At 71.0% G+C, this 2,534-nt stretch carries 2 protein-coding genes and 1 pseudogene; all 3 read left to right on the forward strand.

Annotated elements, in window-relative coordinates:
- Positions 1-322, forward strand: a pseudogene (locus tag FV220_RS25715) (hypothetical protein); the annotation flags it as partial.
- The gene (locus tag FV220_RS24765; RefSeq protein ID WP_018043943.1) at positions 319-1,680 is read left to right on the forward strand and encodes a hypothetical protein; all 1,362 of its coding nucleotides are present in this window, start codon (positions 319-321) and stop codon (positions 1,678-1,680) included. The pseudogene FV220_RS25715 and the gene FV220_RS24765, both read left to right, overlap by 4 nt.
- A partial coding sequence (locus FV220_RS24770) for a peptidoglycan-binding protein (RefSeq protein ID WP_147833560.1) occupies positions 1,677-2,534 on the forward strand: 858 nt, incomplete at its 3' end. The genes FV220_RS24765 and FV220_RS24770, both read left to right, overlap by 4 nt.

The following is a 2,534-nucleotide window of genomic DNA, read 5'->3' on the forward strand; positions in this document are numbered from 1 at the left end:
AGCGGCCGGCGCCCGCGACGCCGCCGCCCAGGCGGCGGGTCTCTACGACAAGGGCGCGGGCGCCCTGGAGAAGAACCCGGACCGGGCGGCCTCCCTCATCCTTCGCCAGCTCGAGCTCGATCCGGGCTACCAACTCTTTCTGACGGACCCGGTCTTCGGCGCGACCTGGAGCCCCGCTTTCTGGGGAGCGCTCCAGCGGGCGCTCGCCGCGCGCGGCATCTACACCAACCCGGTCGAGAACCGCCGCAACGACGCGGTCATCGCCGCGATCCGACGCTTCGCCCAGGCGAACGAAACGGCCCGGAGCCCATCGAGACCATGAGCAACGCGCGAGACGAGTGGCTGCGCGCACACGCGGCCCTATGGTACGGCGATGCCCGCTACCGCCTGGCCTGGTTCGGCCTGCCGCAGGTGGTGACGCTGGGGCTGGCGGGGCTGTGCCTGTCCCTGGCCGCGCAGGGGGAATGGGGACAGCCGGCCACGGTCTCGAAGGCGCGGGTGGCCGAGCTGACGACCTTGCGCGACCGGGCCGGCAAGGAGGGCGACCTCAAGGCGTTCCAGGAACTCACCGCCGCGGCCACGCGCAACCAGATCGACGCCGCGACCAAACTCGGCACGCTCTACGACCCGCTGACCGCCGCCTATTTCCCGAAGAAGCCGTCGCCCAACGACTTCTCCCGGGCCGCCGCCCTCTATGCTCCCGGCGCCGCGGCGGGCGACCTCCTGGCGATCACGCGCCTGGCCGACGTGCTCCTCGACCCCGCCAACCCCAATGGCGACCTCAAGCGCGGCTGCCGCCTCGCCCAGACCTGGATGGACGACCCGGAGACGCTCAACCGGACGATTACCGGCGAGGAGCGCGTCACCGTCAAGCTCGCCAAATGCTATGTCGAGCCCGAGAGCGGCCTGCCGCAGGATCCCGTCCGGGCGGGCGAGCTGGTGACCGCGGTGCTGTGGCGCAAGCACCAGCCGACCATCGACGCCTTCGTCAACAATCTCGGCATGCAGAGCCCGGCCCTGGTGGCGGGGATCCAGCGCCATCTCGCCAAGTCCGGGCGCTATATCGGCCTCGTGGACGGGCGCGCCAATCCCGCCATCGTCACGGCCCTCCAGGTGGAGGCCGGGATCAAGAACACCGTCGCAGCCCCGAGGCCCGAGCCGCGCAAGGTGGCACCGAGCGGGCCGGACCCGGAAGTCACGGCCCTGGCGGGGGCCGCCATGGCCGGAGACCGGGGGAAGATGGCGCAGCTCAAGGCCCGGGCCGATTCCGGCGACGCGGACGCGCAGATCGCCTATGCGCGCCTGTACAATCCGGTGCGGAACAAGGGACAGGTCTTCGCGCCGGATGCGCAGGTCGCCGTCGCCTATTACGAGCGCGCCGCGGCCGCCGGCAACGTCATGGCGGCGGGTGAGGCCGCCTCGATCTACGATCAAGGCTGGGGCAACGTCGCCAAGGATCCGAAGAAGGCGGCCGCCCTCGCCCTGCGCGGCGTCGACCTCAAGGACGACCAGGTCACCTTCTGGCTGTTGTTCGAGGAGGCGGGCAGCTGGAGCGGCCCGTTCTGGGGCGCCCTCCAGGCCGAGCTGACGGCGCGCGGCTTCTACACGCTCCCCGTCGAGAACAAGCGCAACCCCGCCGTCATCACGGCCCTGCGCGCCTACATGAAGGCGAAGTCGTGAGCGGGACCGACCGGCTCGGCGCGCACGCCGCGCTCTGGTACGCGGATGCGCGCTACCGTCTCGCCTGGTTCGCCCTGCCACAGGTGGCGGTCGCCCTCGCGGCCGGCCTGGCACTCGCGGTGCTGAAGCCCGCCGGGGAATGGGGCAAGCCGGCCGACAGCAAGGAGAGCGAGAAGACCTATCTCGACCTCCTCGACAAAGCCGGCAAGGATGGCGACAAGGCCGCCTTCGACAAGCTGAAGGCCGCGGCGGATGCCGGCGACATCTCCGCCCGCTCGTTCATGGGCGCCCTCTACAATCCCGAATGGGCCGGGATCTACGTCAAGAACCCCGTCAAGGCCGATGCCGCTACCGCCCTGAGCTATTATCAGAAGCCCGCCGATCTCGGTTATCCGGGCGCCCAGCGGGGCATGACCGACCTCCTGCTCAACCGCGGGCGCGGCCAGTACGACCTGAAGCGCGGCTGTCGCTACGGGCTCGCCTTTCAGGCGAACCCGGTGGCGATCCGGAACAACTATCTGAACTCCTGGTCGACACTCTTCTGGATCGCCGGCTGCTACGCCGACGCGGAGAGCGGCGTGCCGAAAGACCCGCAGAAGGCCGCCGACATCTACATGGACACGGTGGCGGCCAGGCTGCCGCTGGCCATAGGCACCTTCACCGACGATCTCGGCCGCCAGCCCCCCGATCTCGTGGCCGCGATCCAGCGCAATCTCGCCCGGCGCGGCTTCTATTCCGGGCCGACCGACGGGGCGGCGACGCCCCAGACCCAGGCGGCCATCCGTGCCCTGTCGGGCACAGCCGCCGCTCCGCAGGGCCGGCCGGCCGATCCGGGCCAACCGCCGCCCCAGGCG

The sequence above is a fragment of the Methylobacterium sp. WL19 genome, from assembly GCF_008040005.1.
Classification (GTDB): domain Bacteria; phylum Pseudomonadota; class Alphaproteobacteria; order Rhizobiales; family Beijerinckiaceae; genus Methylobacterium; species Methylobacterium bullatum.